Consider the following 25,422-nt stretch of genomic DNA (forward strand, 5'->3'; position numbering starts at 1 on the left):
ACACCCCAATGACTCCCGCCGGCCGTCGCGGAAGGGAAGCCGCGGCGGCCGGCGGGTCTCCATCTCGAAACCTCGAAGCAACGCAATGAAGGGAGCATCTGATGAACGAAACGATCTACGTCAGCATCGGCGGCCTGGCCGCCCTGGCGATCGCGGTCCTGGTCGTGATCAAACCGACCCGCCCCGCCACCCTCGCCGCCCTGGGCTGGCTGGCCTCGCTCGGCCGCCAGATCTGGTGGTGGCTCCGGTTCCGGATCACCTGGAAGGGCGTAGCCCGTGAGGCCGGCCTCTCCAAGCGCCGTACGAAGCGGGTCAAGCGGCTCGGTGTGGGTGAGGAGTCCATCGAGAAGTGGCGCGACCCTCGCCTCAAGAGAGTGAAGACGTCGGCTCACTCGGTGACCCTCAAGGTCAAGACGCGTCGTGGCCAGGCCCTGGCCGACCTCGAGGCCTTTGCCCCCAAGTTGGCCGCGACCTACTCCGCTGATGCATACCGGGTCTACCCGGCCAAGCGCCGCGCCGGCTCGACGGTGATGTTCGAGCTGGTGATCCGAGACCTGATTAAGACCCCCTCCGTTGCCGCGATGCCGGAACCTCGGATGCAGACGGAATCGGTCCTTCTGGGCCGGCGGCAGTCGGGTAAGCCGTTCCGTCTCCAGGTCGAGCAGCGGCACACCCTCGTCGTGGGTACCTCCGGCTCCGGCAAAGGGTCGTTCCTGTGGGGCATGGTCGGGAGCCTCTCCCCCGCCATCGCTGTTGACGCGGTGCGCGCCTACGGGATCGACCTCAAGGGCGGCATGGAGCTGACCATGGGCGCCCCGCTGTTCACCAAGATCGCGGTCCAGGGTGCGCAGGCTGTGGAGATGCTGCGCGAGTTCGTGGCGATCGCTGATCAGCGCACCGAGGAACTGCGCGGCTACTCCCGCAACCACAAGCCCGGCCCAGGTGATCCGCTCTACCTCTTGGTCATCGACGAACTCGCATCGCTGACCGCGTACGCCGATCCGGAGATCCGCAAGGAGGCCGAGCGGCTCCTCAAGCGGCTGCTCTCCATTGGCCGCGCTGTTGGTGTCGTGGTCGTCGCGTTCGTCCAGGACCCGCGTAAGGAGGTCATCGACATGCGAGGGCTCTTCACCCAGACCATCGCTCTGCGGCTGCGCTCCGCGATGGAGACCAACATGGTCCTGGGTGACGGCATGGCCCCGTTCGCTCCCGCCCATCGCATCCTCAAGGCGGCCCAGGGCACGGCCTGGATCATCGACGAGGACGGCTCCACCGACCGCATCCGCGCCGACTACTGGTCCGACGACCTCATCCGCCGCGTTGCCTCGCTCTACCCGGCGACCCCGGAACTGGTCACGATCTCGGATGCCGCCCCTGGCGACCTGCCTGGGATGCAGCTCTCCCTGACCGATGGGGGTGCGCGATGAGTACCCCGGCCTGGATGGAGCACGCGGCGTGCACAACCCGGGAGACTCGCGGGCTGCCCTGGACCACCGACGAGATCGAGACCCCCACGGTTCTGGTCGAACTGATGCAGGAGACCTGCGCCGGCTGCCCGGTCCGCCTCGCCTGCACCGCCTACGCCCGCACCGCTACCGGTGGATGGTGGGCCGGCATCGACCGCGCCGCCGAGCCTGAGGACCTCCTCGACCTCCTCGATATGATGCCGCTGGATGGTGCGGCGTGACCATCTCGCCCACGGATGCGCCGGGCATCCACAGTGACGCATCGTCCTCGACCTCGGGCTCGTTCCCTGGGTACGGGGAGGATGCGCCGCTGGATCTGTCCGGACTCACCCCGGCCGCCTTCAACGCGGTCGGTGCCCGACTCCTCGACGGCACCTTCGACGCCTGGGCCGAGACCGCAGCAGCGGTCAAGTACTGCGCCCACCCCATCCGGCTCTCCGGATCCTCGACCACGATTGATGCCCGTAGCGGGGAGCTCGTCGGCACGTTCTCGTCCGCGAATGCCCCGCTCGGAGTGCTCTACCGTCCCTGCGGCAACCGCCGCGCCGACGTCTGCCCCACCTGCTCCCGCGTCTACGCCCGCGACACCTACGCCATGATCAACGCCGGCCTGGTCGGCGGGAAGACGATCCCCGCCACGGTGGCAGACAACCCGCTGCTGTTCGTCACCTTCACCGCGCCTTCATTCGGCCACGTCCACGGCCTCCGTCCGAAGAACGGGCAACCGGTGGGCGGTCGGTGTCGCCCACGCTCCGCCAGGACCGGACAACCCCTGACCTGCGAACACGGCCGGCCCCTGGGTTGCATGGCAGTCCACGGTCCCGACGACTCTGCCAATGGCGCGCCACCGTGTCCCGAGTGTCACGACACCGACAGCGCCGTTGTCTGGCAGTGGCATGCACCCGAGCTATGGCGACGCACCACCATCGCGCTTCGCCGTGCCCTGGCACAGCAGCTCGGCGTGACCGAGACCAGGCGCAAGCCTTCGAAGAAGAACCCGACCCCGCCGCCGGCCCTCGCTGACGTGGCCTCGGTCCAGTTCGCCAAGGTCGCCGAATACCAAGCCCGCGGCCTGATCCACTTCCACGCCCTCATCCGCCTGGACGGTCCCGATGGTCCCGGATCACCCGCACCCCTGGACGGCCGCACCCTGGGCCGGCTCCTGGAGCACACCGCCGGCGACGTCCACCTCGAGGCACCCCCGGTCGACGACGATGACGCGGCCCGGGTCCTCTGCTGGGGACAGCAGCTCGACGTCCGGGTCGTACGCGACACCAACCGCACCGACGACCCCGACGGACCTCTTACGCCTGGACAGGTCGCCGGCTACTTGGCCAAGTACGCCACCAAGGACGCCAACTCCATCCGTGCTGACCGGCCGGTTGAGCACATCGCCGAGTTCGCCTCGAGGTGCCGCCAGCTCAGCGCCAGGGCACGGGAACACTACGGCCCCCACGTCGACACCAAAGGGACGCCGGCCAACCCCTACCAGCTCCTGGGGAAGTGGGCGCACATGCTCGGCTTCCGGGGCCACTTCTCCACCAAGTCCCGGCGCTACTCCGTCACCCTCGGCCAGCTCCGCCGCGCCCGCGCCAAGTACCGCGACCTGGTCGCGACCGCCGAGCACGACGAAGACGCCCGAAAGGCCCTGCTCGACCTCGAGGAGCTCGAGGCACGGCTCCTGGCCGACGACACCGAGACAACCCTCGTCATCGGCAACTGGACCTACCAAGGCACCGGGTGGACGAACCCAGGCGACGAAACCCTCGCCCTCGCGGCCGCCGCTCGAGCGCGCGAGTACGCCCAATGGCGAGCCCAGACCAAGAACACCGACCGATGAGGGGAAGAAAGTGATGAGTGATCAGGAGAGCGGCATGGAGCCGCTGATGACGATTGACGAGGTGGCCGACTACCTCCGCGTGCCGGTCCTGACGATCCGGTGGCTTCGTCAGGAAGGGCGATTCGCACCGGCTGTGAAGGTCGGCCGTCGTCTCGCCTGGCAGCGCTCCGCGGTCATCGCCTGGGTGGCCGACCAGCAGGAGGTTGCAGCATGAGCGTGCAGCGATACACCACCGCTGACGGCAAGGTCCGCTATCGGGCTCGCGTGAAGCACCACGGCCGGGAGGTCGCCAACCGCGTCTTCGACCGCAAGAAGGACGCTGAGGCCTGGGAGGAGGAGCAAAAGAGGAAGCTGCGGCTCGGTGAATGGCACGACCCTCGTCGCGGCCGTGTGGCTCTTTCCGTCGTTGCGGCTGACTGGCTGGATGCTCGCCAGACCTTGAAGCAGAAGTCGCGGGCGCTCGAGCTGATGGTGTGGAAGCGTCACATCGAGCCCAAGTTCGGAAAGGTGCCGGTCGCTTCGATCACGAAGTCTGACGTGGCGACGTGGGTTGGCCGGCTGGTCGCTGATGGGCGCTCGCCGTCCTCGGCTGCTCGCTACCTCGGCGTCTTCCGTCGCCTGCTCGCCTTCGCTGTGGAGGACGGCCGAATCACGGTGAACGTCGCCGCGACCGTGAAGCCTCCAACTGCCGGGCACGTCAAGCGTGAGGGTCAGTTCCTCAGCCGGCAGGAGATTCACGACCTCGAGGCCGCTTGCTCCGGACGCTACGCCGTCATCGTTCGCGTGCTTGCGCTGACCGGACTCCGGTGGAGTGAACTTGCCGGCCTTCGTGTTGGCGATCGGGTGCGCGTACCTGGTCAGGGTCTGCGACTCCAACGGACCGTCATGGCCAGCAGTGACAAGGGCGTGCTCTTCGTCGACACCCTCAAGAACAAGCGCGCGCGCACGGTGCCCCTGGTCGACGAGCTCGTGCCGATCATCGACGAGTGGTCAGAGGGCAAGAAGGGTGACGACTGGATCTTCGATGCGCCGAAGGGTGGTCCCCTGAGTGAGGCGAACTGGAAGCGGTCTGTCAGCTGGGCTGAGGCCGTGAAAACGATCAGTCGCCCGACGCTTCGGGTTCACGATCTCCGCCACACCTGCGCCTCGCTGTGGCTGGGTGCCGGCGCTGACCCGAAGGTGCTGCAGCGCATCCTGGGCCACGCCTCCGCAGCGATGACGATGGACCTCTACGGCCACCTCATCGACGACAACCTCTGGGACTCGGCCAAGCGGCTCGGGGGCATCCTGGGGGCATCTGAGCCCGACGAGGAGTCCGGAGAGGATGAGGACGATGACGAAACAGGGTCCTGACCTGGCGAAACAGGGTGGTGGACGCAAAGGGACTCGAACCCCTGACATCCTCCTTGTAAGGGAGGCGCTCTACCAACTGAGCTATGCGTCCGAAGCGCCCCAAGAGTACGCGATCAGGGGCGGGCCCGGCGAACCGGGCCGACGCACCAACCCTGAAATGGAAGTTGAGCCGCTGACGTCTCGGGTCATCAGCGGCTCAACACTTAAAGGTTAGATCCCACCCTGGGCACAGGAAAAGCGATGTAACCACCCTGTTAACGGAAGTTGGATGACCCGTAAACTACCTGATCAGACGGCCGCGTGGAGCTGCCGGAGGTGCTCCTCGAGGTCGCGTCCGTCGGCGTTGTCGTTGTGCACGGCCCACCGCACGACGCCCGACTTGTCGATGATGTAGGAGGACCGGAGCGGGGCGCCGGTCCTCTCGTTGAAGACGCCGTAGGCCTTGGCGACCTCGCCGTGGGGCCAGAAGTCGGAGAGCACCGGGAAGTTGAGCCGGTCGGTGTCGGCGAACTGCCGGATCGCGTAGACAGGGTCGCACGAGATCGCCAGGACCTCGGTGTCGAAGGTGACGAACTCGTCGAGCCGGTCGCGCAGTCCGCTCATCTCGCCGGTGCACACGCCGGAGAACGCGAACGGGAAGAAGAAGATCGCGACCGCCTTCTTACCGTGGAAGTCCGTGAGCGTGACGTCGGCCCCGAACTGGTCGCGGAGGGTGAAGTCCGGAGCCGGGTCGCCGATCTGAAGTCCACTCACTGCCCTGCCGCCCTCTCGCCGTTCGAACCTGCTGCCTCGGTGTCCCAGGTCGCCAGCTCGCGTCGGAGCACCTTGCCCGTCGCGTTGCGTGGCAGAGCGTCGGTCACGACGATCTCCCGCGGCACCTTGAAGCGAGCAAGATTCTCCTTGACCCAGTCCTTCAGCACCGCATCGACGTCGTCCCCGGCACCGGGGACCACCACCACGAACCCGCGCAGCCGCTTGCCGAAGTCGGCGTCGTCGACCCCGACGCAGGCCGCGTCGGTGACCAGCGGGTGGCGCATCAGGCAGTCCTCGACCTCCTGCGGGAAGACGTTCTCGCCGCCGGAGACGATCATGTCGTCGTCGCGGCCCTCGATGTAGAGCCGGCCGTCAGGTCCGAAGCGCCCGACGTCGCCGGTCGCCATCAGGCCGTCGACGACCTCCTTGCCGCCACCGCTGGTGTAGCCCTCGAAGAGGAGGCCGTTGCCGACGAAGATCCGGCCGGCCTCACCGTCGGGCACGGGGACGCCGTCGGCGTCGAGGATCTTCATCTGGGTGCCCCAGGGCACCTTCCCGGCCGAGGTCGGTGCCTCGCGCAGGTCGACGGGGTCGGCGATCGAGGCGTAGGAGACCTCGGTGGACCCGTAGACGTTGTAGAGGCTGTCGCCGAAGCGGTCCATCCACTCGATCGCGAGGTCGCCGGGCAGCGCCGACCCGGAGGACGCGACGGCCTTGAGCCGGGAGCCGATCCCCTCCAGGTCGTACGCAGCCAGTGTCTCCTCCGGCAGCGACAGGATCCGCTGCATCATGACCGGGATGACCACGAACGAGTCGGCCCGGGTCTCCGCGAGGGTCGCGATCGCGTCCTCCGGGTCGAACCGGCGACGCAGGATCATGGTGGTGCCGAGCAGCTCGGCGAAGAGCAGGTGAGCGATCCCCCAGGTGTGGAAGAGCGGCGCGGCGATGAAGCAGCGCCAGCCGTCCTTCATCGGCATCCGCGACATCAGCGCGACGGCCGCGTCGATCCCGGCCTCCTGACGCGGCGCCGACTTCGGCGCGCCGGTGGTGCCGGAGGTCAGGATCACGATCCGTCCGTGACGCTTCGGCGGCGGCACCGGCCGGGCATCGCCGGAGACCAGCGACTCGAGGGTCTCCCCCGGGTCCGAGGAGTCCACCCAGGCGACCAGCCGATCGGCCGAGGTGGCCGAGGACAGCAGGCCGGTGAACTCCTCGTCGTGGATGATCAGGGCGGGCTTGTCCCGCTCCAGCACCCCGACGAGCTGCGGCCCGGCGAAGGCGGTGTTGAGGTAGAGCGCGTCGGCGCCCAGCTTCGCGACCGCCAAGGTGGCGTCGACGAACCCGCGGTGGTTGCGGCACATGATCGCGACCCCGTCGCCCTCGCCGATCCCCCGGGCGGCCAGGGCCCGGGCGATCGCGTTGGAGCGGCGGTCGAGGTCGGCGTACGTCAGCGAGCCGAGCTCGTCGATGACCGCGGTGCGACGCGGGTAGCGGTGGGCGAGGCCGATGAAGCCTCCGGCCGGGCCGGTGCCCCAGCGCGCGAGCGCCAGACCGGTCCGTGCGAGCCCGAGCGGACTGACCGGCCGGACGATGCCGGAACCGGCCAGGATCATCGCCGCGGATCCGGCGGTGCGTGCCTTGGCAGCCGTAGTCGAGAACACCGTTGGGAGTCTAACGTCGCTCACGCGAAGACTCCTGCGGGTGTCCAGCGACCCCGAGAACCGTTGCCATCAGGCAGGAGTCTTCGGCGCCAGCAGACGCGTCGCGGCCCAGTCCTTGCTCACAGATGCGGTGGTGGTCTGGGACAGTCCTGCGATCGGCGCGGCCTCGGCGATGTCCGCCGCGTCGACCGCACCAGGGCGGCCCACCTTCGGCGTCAGCAGCCAGATGACCCCGCCACCGACGAGGTCGGTCAGCGCGTCGACGAGTCCGTCGACGAGGTCGCCGTCGTCGTCGCGCCACCACAGCAGGACGGCGTCGACGACATTGCCGTACTCACCGTCCACCAGATCCGCGTCGACGGCGTCTTCGATGGCGACCCGCAGCTCGTCATCCGTATCGTTGTCCCAGCCCAGTTCCTGGATGACCATGCCGGACTTGAGGCCCAGCCGGTCCGCAGGCCCTGTGGCTGCGGTCGAGCTCACGTGTCTTTCCTCCAAAGGCTTGATGTCCACGCCGCTTGCATGGACTTGGTTGGTGGTAGTCCAGCGGAGAACGCTGGTCCACGCAACCCCACCCGCCTGTCAGGCGCTAGATAACGGCGTGTCGGAGGACTTTCAGGCCCTCGGATCGAGCAGATGGAGCAGTACGTTGCGATCCTGTGCCGTTCCCGAGAAGGGGTGCTCGGCGAGGGGCACCTTCGGTGCCTGCCAGTCGTTCGCGGCCAGCTCACGAGACAGCGAGGCGAGGTGGCCGGCCTTCTCGATCGAGCCGCTCCACCGCGCGGGACCGGCGTGGTCGAGCATCGTCGTGGCGATGGTCAGCACGTCGCCGTCGGAGATGAGCTCGACGACCCGGCCCTGCTGCGGCCAGTCGATCAGGGACGGCGCGGTGACCTCCCACCACGATCCGTGAGGCTTCACCGCCGTACGGTGCGTGTGGCCGTTGAGCCAGAGGACCGCGCTCTCATGACGTGAGACGGTCTGCTCGATCTCGTCGCCGAGGACCCGCCGACTGACGCCCGCGCCGCTCATGTCATTGACCAGCGACGCCACGTCGTGGTGGCTGGCGATCACCGCGAGCCGCTCGTCGTAGTCGGTGGAGGCGAGCACGGCGTCGAGCCACTCCAGCTGCTCGGCGTCGATCGACCCCTGGAAGCCGCCGGCGGGGTTGACCGTGTCGAGGACGACGAAGGTGACCTGGTCGTTGACGTCGTGGCGGTAGTAGGACTCGCCACCGGCCCGGAACCCGTGCCCCGGCGGCTTCGCCTCGTCGTGGACGTGGGAGTCCACGAACTCCTGCAGCGTGGTCTGCCGGCGACGCCGGTCGGCGGTCACCTCGTAGGGCTCCAGCTCCGCGAGCATCCCCAGCGCGACCGGGTCGCCGGAGAAGAGCCCGGCGATGAGCTTCGCCTTCGCCTCGTCGGTCCAGTGCTCGGGCATGGCGATCGCCTTGAGGTCGCCGATCGCGACCTCGGCGATGGCCGCGTTGCCCGGCACGGTCCCCTGCAGCAGCCCGTCGTGGTTGCCGTTGACGGCCAGCCAGGGCACCTCGAGCCCGGGCGAGTCGATCGCGCGGCGCACGGCCTTCAGCAGTCCCGGGACGAGCGGGAAGCCGTGGTCACCCCGGCGCATGTCGTACGTCTCGCCCTGGGGGTGCCAGAAGCGCTTGTCCGGCAGCACCGCGACGCCCTCGTAGTGCAGCATGTCGCCGGAGTCGGGGGTCAGCCGGCCGCCGTCGAGCAGCGTCAGGTACCAGTCGAGCTCGTTGTACTGCCCGTTGTCGGTGTTGTCGCCGGTCGCGATCGCCAGGTCGAGCGGACCACCGCCCACGGGCCCCTCGGTGATCTCGTTGATCGCCTCGACCATCGCCGCGCCGACCTGCGCGGTCAGCAGCTCCTGGGCTCGGTACGTCCCGATCTCCTCGATCAGTTCCCGAGTGGAGGTGTCAGGGTCCATGAGCCGGTCCAGGACCTCGACCCGCGCCGGCGACTGGTGGTCGCAGATGTGCATGTCGGACAGGTGGGCGACGGTGAGCACCGGCTCGCCCAGCTCCTCGGGCTTCCGGGCCAGGTCGGTGCGCGAGATGTGGCGCTCCTGAGGGCCCTCGGCCAGACGTACGTAAGCGCCCTTCCGGCCACCCGCGACGATCCGCCCGCTCTCGCTCGTGACACCCATCTACGCCTCTTCTCCCTCAGCACCGGCCGCCGCGGTCCGTGGGCGAACGATACTCCCTGACCGCGGCGGCCGGGCCCATCGGTCAGCCGGTGTAGACGGTCGCCTTGCCGTACAGGTTGCGGGTGACGTTGGAGAGGTAGGCGCTCGCGTCGGCGGAGCCGAGGTTGTAGGTGTTGAAGACGCCGTAGCCCTGGGAGACCGTACGGGAGGCGAGGCTGGCGGCGGTCGAGGCCGACGTGCCCTGGATGTTGATCGCGGCGGGGGCGAGCTCGGGCTTGCCGAGCCCGGGGACGTTCGGCACGCCCCAGGTGCCGTAGTAGGGGTTCCAGGCGTAGTCGAGCAGGTCGCCGGCGTTGACCCCGCCGTAGGAGAGCCGCTGCGAGGACGGGCCGATGTAGTAGAGGGTGATGAGTTTGTCAGGAAGGCGTGAGCGCAGCGCCTCGAGCAGGTAGACGAAGGAGAAGTCGTTGGGCTGACCGGTGCCGTTGGCGCCGTAGTTGGACCACTCGTCGTCGAAGTCGATCCCGTCCAGCCCGTAGCGGGTCACCGCGTCGGCGAGCTGGTCGGCGAACGCCTCGGCGGACGCCCGGTCCGGGAAGTTGGCGAAGCCGGCGCCCTGGTGGTTACCGAGCACCGAGAGCAGGATCTTGATGCCCTTGGCCTGGGCCGGACGGATGTGGACGTCGGCGGCGTCGAGCTGCGCCTGCACCTGCGGGTTGTTGTAGAGATAGGCCCGCTGGCCGTCGTAGTTGATGTTGGCCGCGAAGATCAGACCGATGTCGAAGACGTTGCCGCCTCCGGCGAGCTCGTACTTGGCGACGTTACCGATGCTGTAGTTGTTGACCTCGACGTACCCGGTCATCAGCGTCGGCGACGCGAGCGGACGCGCCGCCCCCGCCGAGGGGGCGAGGCCGGTGGCCGCCGTCGCGCCGAGGGCCGCGGCGCCCGCGCCGAGCAGCATGTGTCTGCGTGAGATGTGGGGAACTGACATGGTGCTGGTCTCCTTTAGTTGCGGTGGAACCTCAGGGTGCGGACCTCGAAGGCCCCGAGACTGAGCGCGACGACACCGCCGTCGGCGCTCACCTCGGCGATCGGGTCCTCCACGAGCGAGATCTCCTCGACCCGCTCGTAGCTCTCGGCGACGCGCAGCTCCCCCTGCGTACGCGCGCCGGTCGACTCGTAGACACGCACGACCAGGTCGCCGGACCGGTCGGCGGCGAGCTTCACGCTCGAGACCACCAGACCCTCACCGGAGACGGTCACCAGCGGCTCGACGGCGTCCGCGCCGGTGATCTGACGGGCCGGGGTGTTGAGCGCCGCTCCTGCCTCGGTCGCGGTCGAGACGGAAGCCCCGATGACCAGGCCGTAGCGGTGGGTCTGCACGCCCTGGTCGGTCTCCGGGTCGGGGAACCGCGGCGCCCGCAGCAGCGAGAGCCGCACCTCGGTGGTGAGCGCGGTCGGACGGGTCACGTCGAAGCCGTAGGTGGAGTCGTTGATCAGCGCCACTCCGAACCCGGGCTCCTCGGCCAGAACCCAGCGGTGCATCGAGGTCTCGAACTTCGCCGCCTCCCACGAGGTGTTGGTGTGGGTCGGGCGGCGGTGGTATCCGAACTGGGTCTCGGCGAGCGTCTGCTCGGCCTTGACGTCGAGTGGGAAGGCGACCTTGAGGAACTTCTCGGTCTCGTGCCACTCGGTGCTCTGCGCGATGTCGAGCACGCGCGAGCCGGGTGCCAGCGAGAGCACCTGCGTGGTCGAGGAGTCGGCGGAGATGGGCCGCTCGACGACCAGCCCGTCCTCGGTGATCTTGATCGAGGTGACCTCGCGCAGGTCGGTGACCCGGTTGCGGTAGAACCGGTCCACGTCCCAGGCGTCCCACATGTTCGGGAAGTCCTGGTGGAGCTGGAGCAGGTTGGCCTCCGCCCCGGCCGGGATCGCGTCGCGCCCGGTCGCCAGGTCGACCGCCGAGGTGATCAGGCCCTCGGCGGAGACGGTGACCTCGACGATGCCGTTCCCCAAGACGTACGTCCCGTCCTTCTCGATCACGGACACGGCCGCCGCGGGCTCGGCCGCGAGGACGCGCCCGACGCGTCCGTCGGCACGCAGCGCGACGGTTCCCTCGCCGGCGAGCGCGGTGAGCGCCCGGTCGACGAGAGCCTCGGCGGCCTCCGCGACCCGGGCATACTGGGCGGCCGCCTCCCGGTGCACCCAGGCGATCGACGTCCCGGGCAGGATGTCGTGGAACTGCTGGAGCAGGATCTGCTGCCACAGGGCGTCCAGCTCGTCGTAGGGGTAGTCGAGCAGGCCGCGGACGGCGGCGGTGGCCGACCACAGCTCGGCCTCGACCAGCAGGTGCTCGCAGCGCCGGTTGCCCTGCTTGGTGAGGTGCTGGGAGGTGAGGGTGGCGCGGTGGAGCTCGAGGTAGAGCTCCCCGACCCACACGGCCGGGTCCGGCAGCTCCGCCCGGGCCTCGGCGAAGAAGTCGTCCGGGTGACGCCAGGACACCTGCGCGGAGCCTTCGAGATCACGGAGACGACGGGCCTTGCCGGCCATCTCCCGGGTCGTGCCGCCACCCCCGTCGCCCCAGCCGACCGGAGCGATCGACCCGGTGGCGACCCGGTTCTCCCGGAACTGCCGGGAGGCCTTGGCGACCTCCTCGCCGGAGAGCCGGGAGTTGTAGGTGTCCATCGGCGGGAAGTGGCTCAGGATCCGGGAGCCGTCGATGCCCTCCCACTCGAAGGTGTGGTGGGGGAACCTGTTGACCTGGTTCCAGGAGATCTTCTGGGTGAAGAACCACTCGAACCCGGCCCGCTTCATCAGCTGCGGCAGTGCCGGGCTGTAGCCGAAGGAGTCGGGCAGCCACACGCCGTGGCAGCGGATCCCGAACTCGTCCTGGAAGAAGCGCTGGCCGTAGAGGAACTGCCGCACCAGCGACTCCCCCGACGGCATCGTGGTGTCGGACTCGACCCACATGCCGCCGAGCGGGATGAAGCGACCCTCGGCGACCGCGGCCTTCACCTTGGCGTAGACCTCGGGACGGTGCTCCTTGAGCCACGCATACTGCTGGGCGCTCGACATCCCGTAGCGGAAGTCGGGGTCCTCGCCGAGCAGCTCGGTCATCGAGGAGGTGGTGCGGGCGACCTTGCGGATCGTCTCCCGCACCGGCCACAGCCAGGCGGAGTCGATGTGCGCGTGGCCGATCGCGGTGATCCGGTGCGCGGAGTCGTGCGCGGTCGCCTCGAGGACCTCGGTGAGCGCCTTCCGCGCCTCCGCGGCGGTCTCCCGGATCCGCTGGAGGTCGACCCGGTCGAGGGCGTCGTCGATGGCCTGCAGGATGCGGAACTTGCGCGGCCCCTCGGGCAGCTCGACCTGCAGCTCGTGGAGCGTCTCCAGGTCGAGGCAGAGCTCGAAGACGTCCTGCTCGAAGACGGCGAGCTCGATCCGACGGGTCGTGTAGAGCCTCTTCTTCGATGACGTCTCGATGTCGCCCTCCTGCGTCGGCAGGAAGGGGTGGTAGTCGAGCAGGACCGGGTTGGCCGCGGCCTCCAGGAACAGCTCGATCTCCTCGCCGCCCTTCGCCTCGTCGGCGACCAGCACCCACTGGTTGCGCGGATTGAGGCTCTTGATCGGCTCGCCGTCGGGCGTGTAGACCAGCCCCTCGCACTGGAAGCCGGGCATGTTGACGTCGAAGCCCAGGTCGCAGACCAGCTCCACCCGCTTCCCCGCCCACTCCGCAGGCACGGTCCCGGTGATCCGGAACCAGGCGGTACCCCAGGCCGGACCCCAGTCGCTGCCGACCTCGAAGGGCTCGTAGGTCAGCGCCAGCCCGTCGGCCGGAGCGATCGGCTCCCCGGGCAGCTCGTGCCATGCGACGCTCACGGGCGCCGAGGCGGTGTGGACCGCCGGCCACAGGCGCTCCTTGAGGACCCGGCTCACCCGGCCCTCGGTGAGGTGTACGTCGTCGTGCATCAGTGCTCGTCCTGTCTGTCGTCTCTGTTGTCGGCGTCGTCTTCGATGAACTCCAGCTGCGTGAGCACGCAGTCGGTCGACGCGGTGAACCGTACGGCTCCCGCCGTGACGGGGTTTCCACGGCGGATCCGGAAAACCCGGGTCTGACCTGCCCAGACGTACGTCTCGCCGGCCCGCTCCTCGCGGGCCACCGTGTCGCCCGTGACATCGAGGTATTCCAGCTCCCAGCCGATCTCCCCCGCCCGGGCAGAGGTGACGGTGTAGAGCGACAACCGCCGCTCAGCGGCCAGCGCCACCTCGATCCGGTCCCCGGCGGCCAGGGCCACCTGGGTCTCGCCCCGATCGTCGACCAGCGCCGAAACGGCACTTGTGGCGGCCGAGTCGGTGGTTGTGGACGACGAATGTGGAGTTTCGTCCCCCACAACTACGGTCTCGGCGACCAGTTCTGCAGATTCGGCGAGATCGACGATCGGCCGACGCGATCCGGAGAGGATCGAGGCCGAGGGCGGGCGGGAGTCCTTCGCCCAGCCGCAGGGCGTCTCGGAGAGCTCGACGACCAGGTGGGCGCCGCCGGACAGGCGGGCGTGCGGGATGGAGATCTCGTCCCAGGGCTCGTCGTCGAGGGTCACCGAGCGGATGTGGCCGCCGGCGCCGACCGCCTCGATGACGATCTCCTTGCCGTCGGTCGGCCGCAGCACGGTGCGCCGCACAGACGGCGGGACGATCACGTAGGACGCCGAACCCGGCACCAGGGGATAGAGCCCGATCGTGGCGAAGACGTACCAGGCCGACATCTCGCCGTTGTCCTCGTCGCCGGGATAGCCCTGGCCGAGGTCGGAGCCGACGAAGAGCCGGGAGAGGCACTCGCGGACGATCCGGTGGGCGTCGTCGTGCCGGCCCGCGAACATGTACATGAACGGGATGTGGTGGGCCGGCTGGTTGGAGAGGCCGAGCATCCCCATGCGTACGTCCCGGGCCTCGGTCATCTCGTGGATCGCGAACCCGTAGTGACCGCTCAGCTCGGCCGCGCCGGTCTCGGGACGGACGAAGAACTCGTCCAGCTTCGCACCGAGCCCCGCCTCGCCGCCGTGCAGCTCGGCCAGCCCGGCGCCGTCGTGGGGCGCGGTGAACGCGGTGCCCCAGGCGTTGGTCTCGGTGTAGTCGTGGCCCCACACGTCGGGGTCGAACGTTGCACGCCACTCCCCCGTGGGGTCGCGCCCGATGAAGAACCCTCGCTCACGGTCGAACACGTTGCGATATCCGAGTGCCCGCCGCGCGAAGTACTCCTCCTCGGCGGCAAGGTCGTCCGGGGTGCGGGATAGTCCAGGGAGTTTCCGTCGGTTACTGACCGGTAGACCGACGGAAACTCCCTGGACTACCCCGCCCGCCCGCAACCTCCGAGCCAGCCGAGAGATCCCCCAGTCGTTGATCGCGTTGTCCAGAGTCCACGACAGGCCCTCGTGGGTGTCGGTGTCGACGTAACCCGCGAACATCCCGCGCCGCAGCCCCTTGCGGCCGACACGTACGTCATCAGGCGGCACGGTCGCGTTCTTCAACGCGGAGACATAGGCGGTCTCCAGATCGATCCCTGGCACCTCGCGCAGGGCGAGGTCGGCGAGCACCGTGTCGAAGGTGGTGCCGGTCATGCAGTCCTCGGCCGCCGGGGCGCTCCAGCGCGGTGTCCAGCCGCGGTCGCGGAAGTGCTCGACGAAACCTTCGGCCAGCGAACCGGCACCGGCCGGGTCGAGCAGCGCGAGCAGCGGCCAGGCGGTGCGGTAGGTGTCCCAGAAGCCGTGGGTGACCGTCATCGGCGCGTGCCGGACGGTGGTCAGGTCGTAGGGCGAGACGTGCGCGTGGAACGGCCCCTCGCCGTAGCGGTTCGGGTAGAGGAAGAGCCGGTAGAGCCCGGACCGGATCGAGACCAGCTGGTCCTCGCTCGCGCCCTCGACCTCGACACTCGCCAGGACCTGCTCCCAGGCAGCACTGGCCGTCGCGGCCATCTCGTCGAACGATCCGGCGGACTCGAGGTTGGCGGCCGCCTGCTCGTCACTGACGGTCGAGATCCCCAGGCGTACGTCGACTGCCCCCGCCCCGCTCAGCGCGATGTGGCCGCGGAGCCGGCCCTCACCCAGGCGCAGCTGGGAGGTCCCGGCGACGCGGAGGTGGATGTGCTGGGCGGGCTTGCCCTCGCGGTCGTCCAGGAGAGCACGGACGACCATTTCGCCGCCGCCGTTCTCGCAGGTCAGCGACCGGATCCTGCCGTGATGGTCGAGCACCAGCGAGCGCGCCCCGGTGAACCGCATCCCGAGCGCGAAGTCACCGGGGACGAGCTCGGCGGTGACGCCGTCGTCGAGGGCGACCGCGTAACGGTGCGGCCCGGCCTCCTCGTCGGCGTGGTCGAACCCCAGGGACCGCGCCCGCCGGTCGTCGTCCGGCTCGACGAGCGGGCTCGGCATCACCTGGAAGACCCCGTGGTCGCCCATCCACGGGCTCGGGATGTGCGAGGTCGCGAACGCCTCGATCGCCGGCCGGTTGGGTCCGCCGGCGGTGTCGCGGTGGTGCGCGTGCCAGGCGTAGGGCCAGTTGCCGGCCGAGGCGTCGGTCATCGGCAGGCCGAACACGCCGCCGTGCGGCAGGCCGACCAGCGGCGCGTTGTTGCCCCGCGAGAACCGGTCGCTGGAGTGGGTCCCACGCCGGGTGTCCACCTGGTCGAGCGGAGCGGCCGCGAGCACGCGGGCCGGCCCGATCCGGATGTCGTCGACCCACACCCGCAGCGCCACGTCGGACGCCCGGGCCACGACGAGGAGTCGTTCGATCCGGCGCCCGGCGAGCCCGGTCAGAGCCACCCGGCGCAGGTTCCACTGGTCGACCCACGCCCGCTTCCCCTCGCCCTGCCCGGCCGGGGTCAGCGCCTGCCCGTACTGGTCCACCAGCCCGATCTCGCTGAGCCGCCGGCCGTCGTCGAGCAGCCCGTCCACACAGACGTACGTCGAGTCCCACCGCCTCTCGTCGCCCGAGGCCGACTCGGGGAAGACGACGAAGCGCAGCTCGTCCCCGGCGGCCACCTCGATCGGCGCATCGACCGGGAGCTCGGCCTCGACGTCACCGTTTCCGGGCGCGATCTCGAGACACCACGCCCGCGGCGAGGCATATCCCACGCCCGCACGTGCGTTGACGGGGTCGGCCGGCCCGTTCCCGAGAGTGAGGCTCACGCAGTCCTCCCCTTGGTCGAGCCGAGTCCAACACGCCCACTGTCCGCGCCCGACGGGACCGTGTTGGTCTCGACACCGGCTCGCTGGCACTCGCCGGGCTCGACCAGGGTGACGGCCGCGCCCGCAAAGCTCGCTTTCGCAGGAAGCAACGGCAGGATCGCCATCTGATACGCGTGGTAGACGTCCGGCTTGCCCGGCCAGACGGTGGCCGAGGGCTGGTTGTCGGCGTCGAGCTCGTGGCGCCAGGAGCCGAGCTCCCGGTCGACCAGGTGCTCCTCGCAGTAGGCCCACCAGCGACGTACGTCCGCCAGCGCATCGGTCGATCCGGTGTCGCGGAAGAGTGTCCAGGCCGCGGCGACCGCCTCGGCGGCGACCCAGTGCATCCGCTCGCGCACCACAGGCTTGTCAGCGAAGTCGGTCGTGTAGACGAAGCCGGGTGCACCGTCGACCGCCCAGCCCCGCGAGGCCGCGGCGGCCAGCAGCGACCGCGCGTCCTCGAGCAGCCACGAAGGCGCCTCCGCCCCCAGCATGATCCGCGCGTGCAGCGCCAGCCGCGCCCACTCGAAGAGGTGCCCGATGGTGACCCCGTACGGCCGGAACGGATGCCCCGGATCGTCGATGTTGTAGTCCAGCTCGACCGACCAGGACGAGGAGAAGTGCTCCGGGAGCCGCCAGTCGTGCTCGCGAGCGAAGCCGTGCACGACCCGCTCGAGGATCCGCACCGCCCGGTCGAGCCAGACCCGGCGCCCGGTCACCTCGGCGACCGCGAGGAACGCCTCGACGGCATGCATGTTCGCGTTGACCCCGCGATAGCCGTCCAGGGAGCCCCAGTCGGGGCTCCACACGTCGAGGATCAGCCCGTCCTCCTCGCGCCAGAACCGCTCCTCCATCACACCGAGCGCGTCCTCGAGCAGCGTCTCCCCGTCGGGGTGGCCGGCGGCGTACGCGGTGGTGGCGGCGAGCACGACGAAGGCATGGGCGTAGCCCTCCTTGACGGTGCTCACCACCTCGCCGGTCTCCGGGGAGACCGCGGAGTGCCATCCGCCGCTGTCATCGTCGTGCAGCAGCCCGGTGAGCGCGGCGACCCCGTGGGAGACGTACGCCGAGGCCCACGCCTCGCCGCGAAGCTGCGCGAGCCCGAAGACGTGCGTCATCCGGCAGGTGATCCAGGTCTCGACAGGCCGCTCGGGAGAGAGCCGACCGCGCTCGTCGAGCCACCCGAACCCGCCGCCCTCATGGCGGGCCCCACGGGCGAAGGCCAGCAGACGGGAGGCCTCCTCCTCGAAGCGGGCGATCTCGGCGGCGGTCAGTTGCTGGTCGGTCATCCCTTGATGGCCCCTTCCTCGACCCCGCGGAAGAAGTAGCGCTGCAGCACCGCGAAGACGATCACGATCGGGACGAACGAGATCATGGTGCCTGCCGCGATCAGGCGGGGGTTGTTGGTGAACGTGCCGGACAGATACTGCAGACCGACGGTCAGCGTGAGGTTCTCCGGGTCGGTCAGCACGATCAGCGGCCACAGGAAGTCGTCCCAGGCCGCGATGAACGCGAAGATCGAGATGACGCTCAGCATGCCGCGTACGCCGGGGAGGTTGACGTGGATCAGGCGCTGCCAGGCGTTGGCGCCGTCGACCTTGGCGGCCATCTCGAGCTCGTCGGGGATCGCGGTGAACGCCGCCCGCATCAGCAGGACGTTGATCATCCCGATCATGCCCGGCAGCGCGACCCCCAGCAGGGTGTCGGTCAGGCCGAGCGAGCGGACCGTGACGTACTGGGCGATGATCGTGGCCTCCCCCGGCAGGATCAGGGTGGCCAGCAGCGCGCCGAGCACCAGCTTCGACCCGCGGAAGCGCAGCTTCGCCAGCGCGTAGCCCGCCATCGTGGCGCCGAGGATGTTGCCGCCCACGACCAGGACGGCGACGATCACCGAGTTCATCGCGTAGTCGACGACCGGCACGACCTCGGCGACCTTGACGTAGTTGGCGAACGTCGGGTGCTCGGGGATGAAGCTCGGCGTCGAGGAGTAGACGTCCTCCTCGATCGACTTCAGCGAGGTCGACAGCTGCCACACGAAGGGCAGGATCGTGATCGCGAGCACCACCAGCAGCAACGCGTAGCGCGTCACCATCTCGCCCGTCGACATCCGATGGAAGGAGTACGACCTCTTCGCGCGCGGCGCACGCGGTTGCCTGTCGGTCATCAGCCGTCCTTCCGGTTGAGCCGGGCCAGCAGCAGCATCGGCAGGAGGGTGAGCACGAAGAGCAGCAGACTCAGCGCCGAGGCGTAGCCGAGGCTGCCGGTGAAGCCAGTGGAGTAGAGCTGGATCAGCATGACCATCGAGCTCACCTTGCCGCCGGGGCCGCCGGTGCCGCCGGTCATCACGTAGAGCTCGGTGAACACGCGCAGCGCCGAGATCGTGATCAGGATGGTGATCAGCAGCATCGTGCGGCGTACGCCCGGGACGGTCACACTCCAGAAGCGGCGGACCGGACCGGCGCCGTCGACGGCGGCCGCCTCGTGCAACTCCTTGCCGACGTTCCCGAGGGCCGAGAGGTAGATGATCATGTAGTAGCCCAGGCCCTTCCAGACCGTCAGGCTGATCGCGCTGAAGAGCAGGAGCCAACGGTCGGTCAGGAACGGGATGGGCTCGGTGACCACCTGCAACGTCGACAGGATCGAGTTGATCGCGCCGCGGTCGTCGAGCAGCCAGCTCCAGATCAGCGCGACCACGACCGCCGAGGCGACCACCGGGGTGTAGAAGGTGACCCGGAAGAAGGTCAGGCCCGGCAGCTTCTTCTCCACCAGCACCGCAAGCAGCAGCGGCAGCAGGGTGAGCAGCGGTACGCAGACGATCATGTAGAGGATCGAGTTGGTCAGCGCGTGGACGAGCTGGTCGTCGTCGAGCATCCGCTCGAAGTTGGTCAGCCCCGTGAACTCCCCGCCGCCCAGTGGCTTGGTGTCGGTGAACGCCATGTAGATGGTGTTGAGGGCGGGATAGACGTTGAAGACGCACAGCCACACCACAGCCGGCGCGACGAGCAGCCAGGGCGTGAACCATCGGTGGTCACGCACCTGGCCACCCGGCCTCGTGATCGGACTCGTCACTGGGTGAGAATCTTGTTGCATTCCTCGACGGCCTTGTCGAGGGCTTCCTGCGGGGTCGCGTCTCCGGTGATCGCCGCGGCGAGCTGCTGCTGCAGGATCGTCTCCATGGCCGGCGACCAGCGCGGGTTGTTGGGGATCGCGGTCGAGAGGGTCTCGAACGCGGTCACCTGGGCGTCACCGGCGTTGGTGCCGTCGCTCTTGGAGAAGAACTCGTCCTCGGCGGACTCGGTCGTGCTCGGGTAGATGCCCGGGACCAGCTCGGCGAAGGCCTTCTGGTTCTCGGCGTTGGTGACGAACTGGGCGAGCGCGTTGGCGGCCGCGAGATTCTCCGACCCGGCGTTGACCGCGAGACCCTGGACGTAGAGCGGGCCGTCACCGAAGGCGTGGTTGGAGGTCGTCACGTCGACGAGGCTGGGCGCCTCGGTCTGCAAGGTCGTGTTGATGTGCTGGCCACCACCGGTGGTCCAGGCGACCTTGGACTCGTTGTACATCGCCGAGTTGCCCTGGAACTCCTCCGAGAGCAGGTTCTTCGGCAGCAGGCCCGCCTCATAGCCGTCGGCGAACTTCTGCACCAGGTCGACGACCTCGGGCTGGTTGAAGGTGAGCTCGGTGCCGTCCTCGTTGAAGATCTCGACGCCGAGGTTCTGGAAGTCGTTGATGCCCGGCTTGCGGCTGACCAGGTAGGACGAGCCCTTGGCCGTCTTCTGGTACGTCGCCGCCTGCTCGAAGAGCGAGTCCCAGTCGGTTGGGAGGTTCTCGGGGTCGAGGCCGTTGTCCTCGAGCAGCTTGGTGTTCCAGTAGTTCACGTCGGTGCCGAGGTACCAGGGGTAGCCGTAGGTGCCGTCGAGGCCGTTGTAGCGGTAGCCCTCCAGGCCGCCCTCGACGAACGTGCCCTCCAGATCGACGTCGGTCTTCTCGAGGTCGAGCAGCTGCTCCTGCTCGGCCAGCGGCAGCGCGAAGTCCGGCGGCAGGTTGACGACGTCGGGGAGATCACCGGACTGGGCCTGGGTGAGCACCTTCTGGTCGTAGCCGTCGCCGGGCTGGTCGAGCCAGGTGACCTCGACGTCCGGGTTCTCCTTCTCGAAGGCGTCGATCACGCCTTCGACGTAGTCGGTGAACTTGGGCTTCAGCGCCCAGGTCTGGATCGAGACCTTGCCCTCGATCTTGCCGTCGAGGTCACCGGCGGACGGCTCGTCGCCTGTCCCGCAACCCGTCATCGCAGTGACGCCCATGGCCAATCCAGCGGCGACCCCCACCAACCGGCGTACGCTCATTTTCGGCTCCTTGCTGAATGCTTTTGATAAAGCGGTTAAGTTCGGGCCGTACTATTCACCGAACGAGGTGTGCCGTCAAGGCATCCGTGTGAGGGACGCCACAATCGCCCCCGCCTCACCCCAGGAAGGACTTGCCCGATGGCACGACCCACGATCGCGGACATCGCCGAACGCGCCGGCGTCTCCAAGGGCGCGGTCTCGTTCGCGCTCAACGGACGGCCGGGAGTCAGCGAGGAGACCCGGCGACGCATCCTGGCCGTCGCCGACGAGATGAACTGGCGCCCCCACCGGGCCGCCAGGTCTCTGGGCAACTCGCGCGCCGGAGCTGTCGGCCTGATCCTGTCCCGCCCTGCTCGTACGCTCGGGCTCGAGCCCTTCTTCGGCCAGGTCGTCTCCGGCCTGCAGGCGGGCCTGGCCGAGGACGGCACCGCGCTGCAGCTGCTCGTGGTCGAGGACCCCGAGGCGGAGATGGCGGCCTACCGCAACTGGGCGGCCGAGAAGCGGGTCGACGGTTTCGTGCTCCTCGACCCGCTCATCGAGGACCCCCGGTTCGCCGTCCTCGAAGCGCTCGACGTGCCGGTGATGGTGCTCGGCGGACCGCTCCCTGACACGTCGCTGAGCTACAGCTGGGCCGACGACAGCGAGGCCATGCACGAGGCGGTCGACTACCTCGCCGCCCTCGGCCACCGCAACGTCGTCCACGTCGCCGGCATGCCGCAGTTCCTGCACACCAAACGCCGGATGGACGTGCTCACCGAGGCCAAGGCGCGCCACGAGCTGGCCGAGGTGGTGTCGATCCCGACCGACTACAGCGACTCCGAGGGCGCGGTCATCACCCGCCGGGTCCTGTCGCGGCGCGAGCGGCCGACCGCGATCGTCTACGACAGCGACGTGATGGCCGTGGCCGGTCTGGGCGTGGCGCTGGAGATGGGGGTGCGGGTGCCGCAGGACCTCTCGATCCTCTCCTTCGACGACTCGCTGCTGGCCCGGCTCACCCATCCCGCGCTGACCGCTCTGACCCGCGACACCCAAGGCTGGGCCACCGAGGCCGCCCGCGAGCTGCTCCGGCTGATCGCCGACCCGACCCTCACCGTGCGCCACCAGTCGAGCACCCCGGTGCTCGTCCCACGGGAGAGCACGGCTCCGCCCGCCGGACACTGATTGCCTGGTTTACTTAAACGGTTTATATTGCGCGGGTGCCAGCTCACCCGACCCCCTCCGCCACTGCCCCGCTGCGCTTCGGAGCCAACCACGTGCCCTCAGCCGGCTGGTTCTACTCCTGGCTCGACTTCGACGCCGACCAGATCGCCCGCGACTTCGACGACCTCGCCGGCCTCGGTCTCGACCACGTACGCATCTTCCCGGTCTGGCCGTGGATCCAGCCCAACCGCTCGCTGATCCGCTCCACGGCGGTCGACGACGTGCTCACCACCATCGACCTGGCCGCCGCCCACGGCCTCGACGTCTGCGTCGACCTGGTCCAGGGCCATTTGTCGAGCTTCGACTTCCTGCCGTCGTGGGTCCTCACCCACCACCAGCGGTCGGTCTTCAGCGACCCGGAGGTGCGTGCCGGCCTACGCACCTACGTCGACACCCTCGCCGCCGCGGTCGCCACCCGCGACAACGTCTTCGCCCTGACCCTCGGCAACGAGGTCAACAACCTGTGGCCGTCCAACCCGACCACCATCGCCGACTCCCGCTCCTGGGCACAGGAGCTCCTCGAGACCGCCCGCACGGCGGCCCCCGGCCTGCTCTGCCTCCACTCGCTCTTCGACGACGCCTTCTACGCGCCCGATCACCCCTTCGCACCCGCCGACGTCACCACGCTCGGCGACCTGAGCACCGTGCATTCATGGGTCTTCAACGGCGTCGGCGCGATCGACGCGCCCCTGGGACCGGCCACGCTCACGCACGCCGACTACCTGGTCGAGCTCGCTGCTGCGTACGCCCCCGAGCCGGGGCGCCCGGTCTGGCTCCAGGAGATCGGCGCTCCCCTGCCGGAGATCGACCCGGGCTCGGTGCGGGAGTTCGTCACCGGCACGATCGATCACGTCGCCCAGAACCCGGCGCTGTTCGGCATCACCTGGTGGTGCTCCCACGACCTCGACCGGTCGCTGGTCGACTTCCCCGAGCGGGAGTACGACCTCGGTCTCTTCACCGTCGACCACCGGCGCAAGCCGGTCGCCGAGGCGCTGGCGGCGGCGATCGCCGAGCACGGCGGCACCCGGCCGACGCCGAGCCCGCGCAGGCAGCTCGAGTGCCCCGTCGACCTGCTCCGCGAGCCCGAGCGCCGGGCCGAGGTCGCGCCCGGCAGCGAGTTCCACCGCACCTGGGTCGCCGCCCGGGTCGAGGGGCCCGTCGAGATCGTCGCGCCCCGCTGACCCGGGCCCGGCCTTGGCCGGCCCGGGGTCCGGTCATGGCCGCGGCCGATCACGAGACCGGCACGGCGCCTTCCCCGTGCCGGTCCCGCGGTGCGATCAGACGGAGCGAGGGCACGGAGACGATCACCGCGACCCCCGTCAGGACCGCCGCGACCCACACCGGCCCCAGGCCGCCGGCCTCCGACAGGGCGACCGCTCCGATCGCCGGCCCGGCCGCGGCGCCGACATTGAGCGCCACGGTGGCGTAGGCGCCACCCATGGTCGGCGCGCCAGAGGCCGCGTAGAGCACCCTCGCGATCAGGCTGCTGCCGACCGCGAACGCCAGGACGCCCTGGGCGAATACCAGCACGAGCAGCGGCACCGGGCGGTCGGCGAGCAGACCCAGGAGCAGCCACCCCAGGAGCAGCGCGGGCGAGACCGCGCAGATGACCAGCCGCGGGTACCGGTCGGAGAGCCGCCCGGCGGCGGCAACCCCGACGAAGGAGCCGATGCCGAACAGCACCAGCGCCAGCGACACCCACATCTCGGCCAGCCCGGCCGTGCCGGTCACGATCGGCGCCAGGAAGGTGAACGCCGCGAAGGTGCCGCCGTTGACCAGCGCACCCAGCGACATCGCGACGAGCAGTCGCGGCGCTCTCAGCTGGGCGACCTCGGCGCGCAAGGACGGACCCGGCACAGCCGATGTCTCCCGGGTGCCGGACCGCACTCCGTGGGCGATCCCGAAGGCGGCCGGCACGCACAGCAGCGCGACCGCCCAGAACGTGGCCCGCCACCCCAGGGCCGTGCCGAGCAGCGCGCCCGCGGGCACACCGGCGACGGTGGCGAGCGTCGTACCGGACAGCAGGACCGCGAGCGCACGTCCCTTCCGATCTGGTGCGACGAGGCTGGTCGCGGTGCTGAGCGCGACGGCCAGGAACCCGGCGTTGGCGACCGCCGCCACCACCCGGGTCGCGAACAGCACGGAGAAGGTCGGGGTGAGGGCTGCGACGACGTGGCAGGCGGCGAAGAGGGCCAGACAGCCGAGGAGAGCCGCGCGGGCCGGCCACCGACGCGCGAAGGCGGCCATGACGGGTGCGCCGAGGATCATCCCGACCGCGAACGCGGACGTGAGCAGACCGGCGGTCCCGACCGAGACGTCGAGGCCGGCGGCGATGGCCGGCACGAGACCGGCGAGCATGAATTCCGAGGTGCCCATGGCGAAGACCGCCAGGGCGAGCAGATAGAGCGCGAGAGGCATGTGGATACTCCGAGGCAGAAAACGGACGGAAGGCGTCTCGTCACCACGGCCAGCACCCGGGATGGCCGAACGACCGCCCGCGCGAAACGCGCCGGGGCGGAGGAGCTAGAACCTCAGTGGTTCAGGGGGCTGACGGCGTGACCGAAAGCCCCCACAGTGCTTGCCTCAGGGCTCGACATGGCCTGAAGGCTACCGCAGGGCCCTGCCGGCGTACGCCACCTGGCGGTCGACGGCCTGCCCGCGCTTCCACACCCGGAAGCTGTCCTCGCTGTTGCCGCGGCGCCAGTAGCCGGAGATCGACAGGTCACCTCGGGGCATCCCTCGCTCACGCAGCAGGTAGGGACGGATCCGCTGCATCGTGACCTCTGCCTCGCCATGCACGAAGGCGTGCACGCGGCCGAGCAGCCAGGGCAGCTCGCGCACGACGCTCTCCAGGGGCGGGTCGACGGTGGCGTCCACCCAGCGCACCTCGACCCCGGCCGGCGCCTCGACCTGCTGGCGGTGCTCCGCGGAGGGCACCTCGATCACGGCGTAACCGACCGCGTCGGCCGGCAGCGCCGCCAGCGCCGCCCGGATCGCGGGCAGCCCCGACTCGTCGCCCACGAGGAGATGCCAGTCGGCAGCCGGGTCCGGGGCGTACGTCCCTCCCGGCCCTCGCACGGTCAGCACGTCTCCAGGAGCCGCGGTCGCGGCCCAGCGGCCGGCGACACCTTCGTCACCGTGGTGCACGAAATCGACGGCCAGGGTGCCCTCGGCGACCGAGGGGTCGAGCGCCGTGTAGGTGCGGCAGACGGTCGAGCCGTCACCGACGGGAATCTCCAGGCGCAGGAACCGATCGGTGCACACGCTGCCGTCGAACGCGGAGAGGTCCTCGGCGCGGAAATGGACGCGGATCATCCCAGGACTGAGCCGACGGGTGGCGGTGACCACGACCCGTGTCTCCGGCTTTGCCTCCGGCTTGACCGCGCGAAACATGAGGGGAGCCTAACCTAATTTCTG

Annotated in this window: 19 protein-coding genes, 1 tRNA gene and 1 pseudogene; 7 read left to right on the plus strand and 14 right to left on the minus strand. The window is 69.5% G+C overall.

All coding sequences use genetic code 11. The features are described 5' to 3' along the window. Nucleotides 1-101: 101 nt before the first annotated feature. Genes ACFVDI_RS23850 through ACFVDI_RS23870 form a run of 5 tightly spaced genes read left to right on the plus strand, consistent with a single transcriptional unit; the run spans nt 102 to nt 4,659 of the window. Nucleotides 102-1,427, plus strand: coding sequence for an FtsK/SpoIIIE domain-containing protein (locus tag ACFVDI_RS23850; protein ID WP_378911260.1), 1,326 nt, complete (start codon nt 102-104; stop codon nt 1,425-1,427). Further along, nucleotides 1,424-1,687, plus strand: coding sequence for a hypothetical protein (locus ACFVDI_RS23855; protein ID WP_378911261.1), 264 nt, complete (start codon nt 1,424-1,426; stop codon nt 1,685-1,687). The genes ACFVDI_RS23850 and ACFVDI_RS23855 overlap by 4 nt, the downstream gene beginning before the upstream one ends. Then, on the plus strand, nt 1,684-3,306 hold the full coding sequence (locus ACFVDI_RS23860) for a replication initiator (RefSeq protein ID WP_378911262.1): 1,623 nt from the start codon (nt 1,684-1,686) through the stop codon (nt 3,304-3,306). Before ACFVDI_RS23855 ends, ACFVDI_RS23860 begins: the two co-directional genes overlap by 4 nt. Nucleotides 3,307-3,319: 13 nt before the next feature. Continuing rightward, complete coding sequence (locus tag ACFVDI_RS23865) at nt 3,320-3,520, plus strand: helix-turn-helix transcriptional regulator (RefSeq protein WP_378911263.1); 201 nt, start codon at nt 3,320-3,322, stop codon at nt 3,518-3,520. Further along, the gene (locus tag ACFVDI_RS23870; protein ID WP_378911264.1) at nt 3,517-4,659 is read left to right on the plus strand and encodes a tyrosine-type recombinase/integrase; all 1,143 of its coding nucleotides are present in this window, start codon (nt 3,517-3,519) and stop codon (nt 4,657-4,659) included. Before ACFVDI_RS23865 ends, ACFVDI_RS23870 begins: the two co-directional genes overlap by 4 nt. A 15-nt stretch (nt 4,660-4,674) precedes the next feature. Here the strand turns inward: ACFVDI_RS23870 and ACFVDI_RS23875 are convergent. From ACFVDI_RS23875 to ACFVDI_RS23930, 12 genes are all read right to left on the minus strand, one after another. After that, nucleotides 4,675-4,750: transfer RNA gene (locus ACFVDI_RS23875), tRNA-Val, on the minus strand. A 197-nt stretch (nt 4,751-4,947) separates the two neighbouring features. After that, nucleotides 4,948-5,412, minus strand: a complete 465-nt coding sequence (locus tag ACFVDI_RS23880) for a peroxiredoxin (RefSeq protein WP_378911265.1) — start codon at nt 5,410-5,412, stop codon at nt 4,948-4,950. Beyond that, nucleotides 5,409-7,073, minus strand: coding sequence for an AMP-binding protein (locus ACFVDI_RS23885; protein WP_378911267.1), 1,665 nt, complete (start codon nt 7,071-7,073; stop codon nt 5,409-5,411). Before ACFVDI_RS23885 ends, ACFVDI_RS23880 begins: the two co-directional genes overlap by 4 nt. Nucleotides 7,074-7,142: 69 nt before the next feature. Beyond that, nucleotides 7,143-7,556, minus strand: coding sequence for a DUF3052 domain-containing protein (locus ACFVDI_RS23890; protein ID WP_196873439.1), 414 nt, complete (start codon nt 7,554-7,556; stop codon nt 7,143-7,145). A gap of 132 nt (nt 7,557-7,688) precedes the next feature. Further along, the gene (locus ACFVDI_RS23895; RefSeq protein ID WP_378911268.1) at nt 7,689-9,248 is read right to left on the minus strand and encodes a TIGR03767 family metallophosphoesterase; all 1,560 of its coding nucleotides are present in this window, start codon (nt 9,246-9,248) and stop codon (nt 7,689-7,691) included. Nucleotides 9,249-9,330: 82 nt separating this feature from the next. After that, nucleotides 9,331-10,239: an endo-beta-N-acetylglucosaminidase H gene (locus tag ACFVDI_RS23900; protein ID WP_378911269.1), complete on the minus strand. Its 909-nt coding sequence runs from the start codon at nt 10,237-10,239 to the stop codon at nt 9,331-9,333. A gap of 14 nt (nt 10,240-10,253) precedes the next feature. After that, the gene (locus ACFVDI_RS23905; RefSeq protein ID WP_378911270.1) at nt 10,254-13,214 is read right to left on the minus strand and encodes an alpha-mannosidase; all 2,961 of its coding nucleotides are present in this window, start codon (nt 13,212-13,214) and stop codon (nt 10,254-10,256) included. Then, nucleotides 13,214-16,426 carry a GH92 family glycosyl hydrolase gene (locus tag ACFVDI_RS23910; RefSeq protein ID WP_378911273.1) on the minus strand — a complete coding sequence of 1,071 codons (3,213 nt, stop codon included), beginning with the start codon at nt 16,424-16,426 and terminating at the stop codon, nt 13,214-13,216. Before ACFVDI_RS23910 ends, ACFVDI_RS23905 begins: the two co-directional genes overlap by 1 nt. Beyond that, nucleotides 16,423-17,751 carry an AGE family epimerase/isomerase gene (locus ACFVDI_RS23915; protein ID WP_378911274.1) on the minus strand — a complete coding sequence of 443 codons (1,329 nt, stop codon included), beginning with the start codon at nt 17,749-17,751 and terminating at the stop codon, nt 16,423-16,425. The genes ACFVDI_RS23910 and ACFVDI_RS23915 overlap by 4 nt, the downstream gene beginning before the upstream one ends. Further along, nucleotides 17,748-18,626: a carbohydrate ABC transporter permease gene (locus ACFVDI_RS23920; protein ID WP_378911275.1), complete on the minus strand. Its 879-nt coding sequence runs from the start codon at nt 18,624-18,626 to the stop codon at nt 17,748-17,750. Before ACFVDI_RS23920 ends, ACFVDI_RS23915 begins: the two co-directional genes overlap by 4 nt. After that, nucleotides 18,626-19,531 (minus strand): carbohydrate ABC transporter permease, encoded by a 906-nt coding sequence (locus tag ACFVDI_RS23925; RefSeq protein ID WP_378911276.1) that lies wholly within the window; start codon nt 19,529-19,531, stop codon nt 18,626-18,628. The genes ACFVDI_RS23920 and ACFVDI_RS23925 overlap by 1 nt, the downstream gene beginning before the upstream one ends. After that, the gene (locus ACFVDI_RS23930; protein ID WP_378911277.1) at nt 19,528-20,805 is read right to left on the minus strand and encodes an ABC transporter substrate-binding protein; all 1,278 of its coding nucleotides are present in this window, start codon (nt 20,803-20,805) and stop codon (nt 19,528-19,530) included. The genes ACFVDI_RS23925 and ACFVDI_RS23930 overlap by 4 nt, the downstream gene beginning before the upstream one ends. 138 nt (nt 20,806-20,943) lie before the next feature. Here ACFVDI_RS23930 and ACFVDI_RS23935 point away from each other — a divergent pair, with 138 nt between their 5' ends. Both ACFVDI_RS23935 and ACFVDI_RS23940 read left to right on the plus strand, forming a co-directional pair. After that, a complete protein-coding gene (locus ACFVDI_RS23935; RefSeq protein WP_378911278.1) occupies nt 20,944-21,966 on the plus strand; it encodes a LacI family DNA-binding transcriptional regulator in 1,023 nt (340 codons plus the stop codon). Nucleotides 21,967-22,001: 35 nt separating this feature from the next. Further along, the gene (locus ACFVDI_RS23940) at nt 22,002-23,186 is read left to right on the plus strand and encodes a glycosyl hydrolase (protein WP_378911279.1); all 1,185 of its coding nucleotides are present in this window, start codon (nt 22,002-22,004) and stop codon (nt 23,184-23,186) included. 94 nt (nt 23,187-23,280) lie between these two features. On the opposite strand, the pseudogene ACFVDI_RS23945 reads toward ACFVDI_RS23940, so the two are convergent. Together ACFVDI_RS23945 and ACFVDI_RS23950 are read right to left on the minus strand one after the other, a co-directional pair. Continuing rightward, nucleotides 23,281-24,423 (minus strand): annotated as a pseudogene (locus ACFVDI_RS23945) (Cmx/CmrA family chloramphenicol efflux MFS transporter); the annotation flags it as partial. A 189-nt stretch (nt 24,424-24,612) separates the two neighbouring features. Beyond that, nucleotides 24,613-25,398: a siderophore-interacting protein gene (locus ACFVDI_RS23950; protein ID WP_378911280.1), complete on the minus strand. Its 786-nt coding sequence runs from the start codon at nt 25,396-25,398 to the stop codon at nt 24,613-24,615. Between the last annotated feature and the right edge of the window lie 24 nt (nt 25,399-25,422).

It is taken from the genome of Nocardioides sp. NPDC057767 (assembly GCF_042798275.1).
Taxonomy (GTDB): Bacteria; Actinomycetota; Actinomycetes; order Propionibacteriales; family Nocardioidaceae; genus Nocardioides.

Bases quoted from the DNA above. Each gene is read 5' to 3' on its own strand.
- ACFVDI_RS23895 (WP_378911268.1), bottom strand. From the start codon at position 9,248: ATGGGTGTCACGAGCGAGAGCGGGCGGATCGTCGCGGGTGGCCGGAAG.
- ACFVDI_RS23935 (WP_378911278.1), top strand. From the start codon at position 20,944: ATGGCACGACCCACGATCGCGGACATCGCCGAACGCGCCGGCGTCTCC.
- ACFVDI_RS23950 (WP_378911280.1), bottom strand. From the start codon at position 25,398: ATGTTTCGCGCGGTCAAGCCGGAGGCAAAGCCGGAGACACGGGTCGTG.
- ACFVDI_RS23930 (WP_378911277.1), bottom strand. From the start codon at position 20,805: ATGAGCGTACGCCGGTTGGTGGGGGTCGCCGCTGGATTGGCCATGGGC.
- ACFVDI_RS23920 (WP_378911275.1), bottom strand. From the start codon at position 18,626: ATGACCGACAGGCAACCGCGTGCGCCGCGCGCGAAGAGGTCGTACTCC.
- ACFVDI_RS23865 (WP_378911263.1), top strand. From the start codon at position 3,320: ATGAGTGATCAGGAGAGCGGCATGGAGCCGCTGATGACGATTGACGAG.
- ACFVDI_RS23900 (WP_378911269.1), bottom strand. From the start codon at position 10,239: ATGTCAGTTCCCCACATCTCACGCAGACACATGCTGCTCGGCGCGGGC.
- ACFVDI_RS23850 (WP_378911260.1), top strand. From the start codon at position 102: ATGAACGAAACGATCTACGTCAGCATCGGCGGCCTGGCCGCCCTGGCG.
- ACFVDI_RS23870 (WP_378911264.1), top strand. From the start codon at position 3,517: ATGAGCGTGCAGCGATACACCACCGCTGACGGCAAGGTCCGCTATCGG.
- ACFVDI_RS23855 (WP_378911261.1), top strand. From the start codon at position 1,424: ATGAGTACCCCGGCCTGGATGGAGCACGCGGCGTGCACAACCCGGGAG.
- ACFVDI_RS23905 (WP_378911270.1), bottom strand. From the start codon at position 13,214: ATGCACGACGACGTACACCTCACCGAGGGCCGGGTGAGCCGGGTCCTC.
- ACFVDI_RS23915 (WP_378911274.1), bottom strand. From the start codon at position 17,751: ATGACCGACCAGCAACTGACCGCCGCCGAGATCGCCCGCTTCGAGGAG.